3 protein-coding genes are annotated in these 4,895 nt (G+C 70.6%); all 3 read left to right on the forward strand.

The window, feature by feature from the left end; all coding sequences use genetic code 11:
• A partial coding sequence (locus G6027_RS11160; RefSeq protein WP_241727036.1) for a cutinase family protein occupies positions 1 to 963 on the forward strand: 963 nt, incomplete at its 5' end.
• Between the two features lie 111 nt (positions 964 to 1,074).
• Positions 1,075 to 3,075, forward strand: a complete 2,001-nt coding sequence (fadD32, locus tag G6027_RS11165) for a long-chain-fatty-acid--AMP ligase FadD32 (RefSeq protein ID WP_182637248.1) — start codon at positions 1,075 to 1,077, stop codon at positions 3,073 to 3,075.
• Positions 3,076 to 3,162: 87 nt separating this feature from the next.
• Positions 3,163 to 4,895 (forward strand): type I polyketide synthase (locus tag G6027_RS11170; protein ID WP_241727037.1); only part of this gene is annotated, 1,733 nt, incomplete at its 3' end.

Raw genomic sequence — 4,895 nt, forward strand, 5'->3', positions numbered from 1 at the left:
GCTCGTGGATCTCGTCGTGGAGGCGGCCGCCGTCTCGGGTGCTCGCTCGGAGCGCTCGTCATGGTGGTCCTGTTGGTACTGGGGATCGGTTGGTGGATCGGTGACCGGGGGCTGCCGACAGGCCCCGACGGCCCGCTGCCCGGCCCGGGCGAACCGGAGCTGACCCAGCCCGCGGACTGCCCCGACGTGCAGATGATCGCCGTGCCGGGGACCTGGGAGAGCAGCCCGACCGACGATCCGTATGCGCCGTCGTTCCTGCCCAACGCCCTGCTCAGGACGATCACGGACCCGCTGGGGGAGCAGTACCCCACCGAACGCCTGGAGGTGTTCACGGTCCCGTACGTGGCACAGTTCCGGAACCCGCAGCGCCCCGACGAGATCACCTACGACCAGAGCCGGGCCGAGGGCACGGATCGCGCGCGCGCCGAGTTGGTGGCGGTCCACGACCGCTGCCCGTACACCTCCTACATCCTGCTCGGCTTCTCCCAGGGGGCGGTGATCGCCGGCGATCTCACCAGCGAGATCGGCACCGGCAACGGGCCGGTCCCGGCGGAGCTCGTCCGGGGTTCGGTCCTCATCGCCGACGGGCGGCGCCTGCCCGGAGAGGGCCAGTCCCCGGGGTTGTCGCCGGGAACCGGTCAGGGGATGGAGATCTCGCTCCAGCCGGTGACGGGCTTCACCCAGCTCATCGCGGGTGCCACCATGACGGGTCCCCGGCCCGGCGGCTTCGGGGCGCTCGCCGACCGGACCGCGCAGATCTGTGACTCCCGGGACCTCATCTGCAACGCCCCGATCAACGTCGTGGACGGGGCGGCCCGGTTCCAGGAGTTCGTCGCCAACAACGCCATCCACGCCATGTACGCGACCAACCCGGACGTCGTCATGGGAACCACGGTTCCGGAGTGGACCATCGGACACGTGCGCGAACTCGTCGACGCGGCACCGGAGATCGCCCACGACTGACGACCCGACCGAGTACCGTGCATGGGCGCGACACGCCTGGCCGGGTCGGGGATTCGGAGTTCGGATGTGCGCCGGGGCACGCTGTAAGATCGACCAAGCTTGTCGCCCGGTATGTCCGAGGTCGGCGACGTCGACCATCCAGTCATCGGTTCGGAACGGAGCAACGTGGAGTTCGAGCAGTACCACGACGCCAGCGGGGCGATCGTCATCCCTGATCGCACCACCCTGGTCGACTTCGTCGAATCCAACGTCTCCGCAGCACGCCGGGACCCCGCGGCGGACGGGCTGATCTACCGCTACATCGACTACTCGTCGTCGAGGCAGGGCGAGGTCGACGAGCTGTCGTGGTCGGACTTCGGTGACCGGCTCTACGCCATCGCCGCACGGCTGCAGCAGGTGGCGGAGCGGGGCGACCGCGTGGCCATCCTCGCGCCCCAGGGGCTCGACTACATCGTCTCCTTCTTCGCGGCCATCCACGCCGGCCTCACCGCCGTCCCGTTGTTCGATCCGGACGAACCCGGTCACCACGACCGACTCCACGCGGTCCTCGGGGACTGCACGCCGTCCGTCATCCTCACCTCCACCGAATCGGCGGCGGGGGTCCGCAAGCTCTTCCGCGACCTGCCCGCCCGGGAGCGGCCCCGCACCGTCGCCGTCGACGCGATCCCGGCCGAGCTGGGCTCGGGCTGGTCACGGCCCGACCTGGGTGCGGACGACATCGCCTACCTGCAGTACACCTCCGGTTCGACCCGCGTGCCCGCGGGCGTGGAGATCACGCACCGCAACGTCGTCACCAACGTCATGCAGCTCTTCGACGGACTGGGTCTGACCCGGGCCTCCCGCGGCGTCACCTGGCTGCCGCTGTTCCACGACATGGGCCTGCTCACCGTGATCCTGCCCGCGATGGGCGGCGCCACCATCACCGTGATGAGCCCCAGGGCCTTCGTCCAGCGTCCCGGTCGCTGGGTCACCCAGCTCGGCGCCATGTCGGACGGCGACGGGGTGTTCGCCGCCGCACCCAACTTCGCGTTCGAGCACGCGGCCCGCCGTGGCCTGCCCCGGGAGGGCGAGTCGCTCGACCTCTCGGGCGTCACCAGCATCATCAACGGTTCCGAGCCCGTCACCCCGGCCTCGATGCGCGCGTTCAACGAGGCGTTCGCCCCGTACGGGCTGGCGCCGACCGCCATCAAGCCCTCCTACGGAATGGCGGAGGCGACACTCTTCGTCTCCTCGCCCCGGAAGGACGACGAGGCGATCGTCATCCACGTGGACCGGGAGGACCTCAACAAGGGCGTCATGACAGTCCTGGACCCCGATGCGGTGGAGGGCAACGAGGACGCCATCCCGCAGGTGGCGTGCGGGTACGTGGCGCCCAGCCAGTGGGCGGTCATCGTCGAGCCGGGTGTCGACGGGTCGACGGGCGAGCACGACGGCACCGGCCGCGAACTGCCCGAGGGGCGGGTCGGGGAGATCTGGCTGTACGGCACCAACGTCGGGCGCGCCTACTGGGGTCGACCGGAGGAGTCCGAGGCCACCTTCGGGAACACGCTCTCGGAGCAGCTTCCGGAGAACTCGAGGACGGTGCGCGAGTTCGGCACCGTCCCAGGCGACGCGCGGTGGCTCCGGACGGGCGACTACGGCGCCTACGTGGACGGCCAGCTGTACATCACCGGGCGCGTCAAGGACCTGGTGATCGTCGCCGGACGCAACCACTACCCGCAGGATCTCGAGAACACGGCCCAGGACGCCTCCGCCTCGTTGCGACCGGGTTTCGTGGCCGCGTTCTCCGTGCCGGCCAACCAGCTCCCGATCGACGCCCGTAACGGGGCCGTGATCCCCACCGATGACTCCTCGGAGACTCTCGTGGTGGTGGGTGAGCGTGCCCCCGGCGCGGGCAAGGCGGATCCCGGACCCATCGCGGACGCTGTCCGCTCGGCGATCTCGGCGAGGCACGGTGTCACGGCCCAGGACGTGATCCTGGTCCCCGCCGGGTCCATCCCCCGCACCTCCAGCGGCAAGATCGCCCGCCGCGCCTGCAAGACCGCCTACGTCGACGGGACGCTGCGGGGAGGCCACCAGCAGACGGCCTTCCCCGACGAGCCGGCGGAGTAGTCCCCGGGCCGCGTCACGGCACCACCAGTGCGCGGCGGAGACGGGCGAGCACACCGGACGAGACCCGATCGAAAGGCGATCCCCACGATGGCACAGAGCGAGATGACGGTAGTAGAGCTCCGCGACTGGTTGCGGGGTTGGGTCTCCCGTGCCACCGGGCTCGACGTCGCCAAGGTGACCGACGACCGCTCCCTCGAGGAGTTCGGGCTGTCCTCCCGCGACGCCGTGACGCTGTCGGCGGATCTCGAGGACCTGCTCGGTCGTCCCCTGGACGCCACGGTGGCCTACCAGCACCCCACCATCGCCTCACTCGCCGAGTACGTGGTCAACGGGCCGGCCGACATCGACGAGCCCGGCGACCTCCACACCTTCCGCCACCGTGGGGCCGGCATGGAGTTCGACGTCGCCGTGATCGGGTTCGCCACCCGATTCCCGGGGGGCGCGGACTCCCCCGAGGCCACGTGGGACCTGCTGTCCGAGGGCCGGGACGCCACCAGCCCGCGTCCGGCGACCCGCTGGGCCGAGTGGGCGGGTGACGCCTACGTCCAGCAGGTCCTGGCCGAGGCCCCGGACCGGGGCGGGTGGCTCGACGACTCCGAGGTGCGGGACTTCGACGCGGAGTTCTTCGGCATGAGTCCCCGCGAGGCGGAGATGGTGGACCCGCAGCAGCGGCTCGCGCTCGAACTCACCTGGGAGGCACTGGAGCACGCGCACCTGCCCGCGAGCAACCTCAAGGGCCACGAGGTGGGTGTGTTCATCGGCTCGTCGTCCAGCGACTACCAGGTGTTCCTGACCTCCGACTCCGCCGCCGCCTCCCCGTACGCGGTCACGGGCGCCTCCAACTCGATCATCTCGAACCGGGTGTCGTACACGTTCGACTTCCGAGGCCCCTCGATGACCCTGGACACCGCGTGCTCGACCTCGCTGGTCGCGATCCACGAGGCCGTCAACTCACTGCGACTGCACGAGTCGGACCTGGCCGTGGCCGGTGGCGTCAACATGATGCTGGCGCCCGCCGCCACCATGGGTTTCGCCAAGACCGGGGCCGCACTCAGCCCGGACGGGCGTATCAAGGCCTTTTCCTCCGACGCCAACGGCATCTGCCGCGCGGAGGGTGGGGGACTGTTCATTCTGAAGCGCCTGTCCGAGGCCGAACGGGACGGGGACGTGGTCCTCGCCGTCATCAAGGGGTCCGCCGTCAACTCCGACGGTCGCTCCAACGGGATGACCGCTCCCAACCCGGACGCCCAGGTGGCGGTGCTGCGCCAGGCGTACGCCGACGCCGGAGTGGATCCGAAGGACGTCGACTACATCGAGGCCCACGGCACGGGCACCATCCTCGGTGACCCCATCGAGGCCACCGCGATCGGACAGGTGCTCGGCCGCGGCCGCGACGCCGATCGGCCGACCCTGCTGGGCTCGGCCAAGACCAACTTCGGGCACATGGAGTCTGCGGCCGGGGCCGCGGGCCTGGCCAAGATCATCCTGGGGATTGGGCACGACTCGCTCCCGCCCACCCTCAACTTCGTCGGACCCAACCCCTACATCGACTTCGACGCCGCCAGGCTGAGCGTCGTCACGGAGAACCGGCCGTGGCCGCGCTACAGCGGCCGGGCGCTGGCCGGTGTCTCCGGATTCGGCTTCGGTGGGACCAACGCCCACGTCGTGGTGGCCGAGTACCAGCCCGCCCCGGTCCGGGCCGCCCAGACGCCGACCGGAGCGCATGAGACCGGAGCGCAGGAGACCGTCGCGCCGGACACAGACACGTCGGGGACCCACGCATCCGAGGCCACGGCGTCCGAGGCCGCACCGCAGGACGA

The organism is Dietzia sp. SLG310A2-38A2, assembly GCF_014145095.1.
GTDB lineage: Bacteria > Actinomycetota > Actinomycetes > Mycobacteriales > Mycobacteriaceae > Dietzia.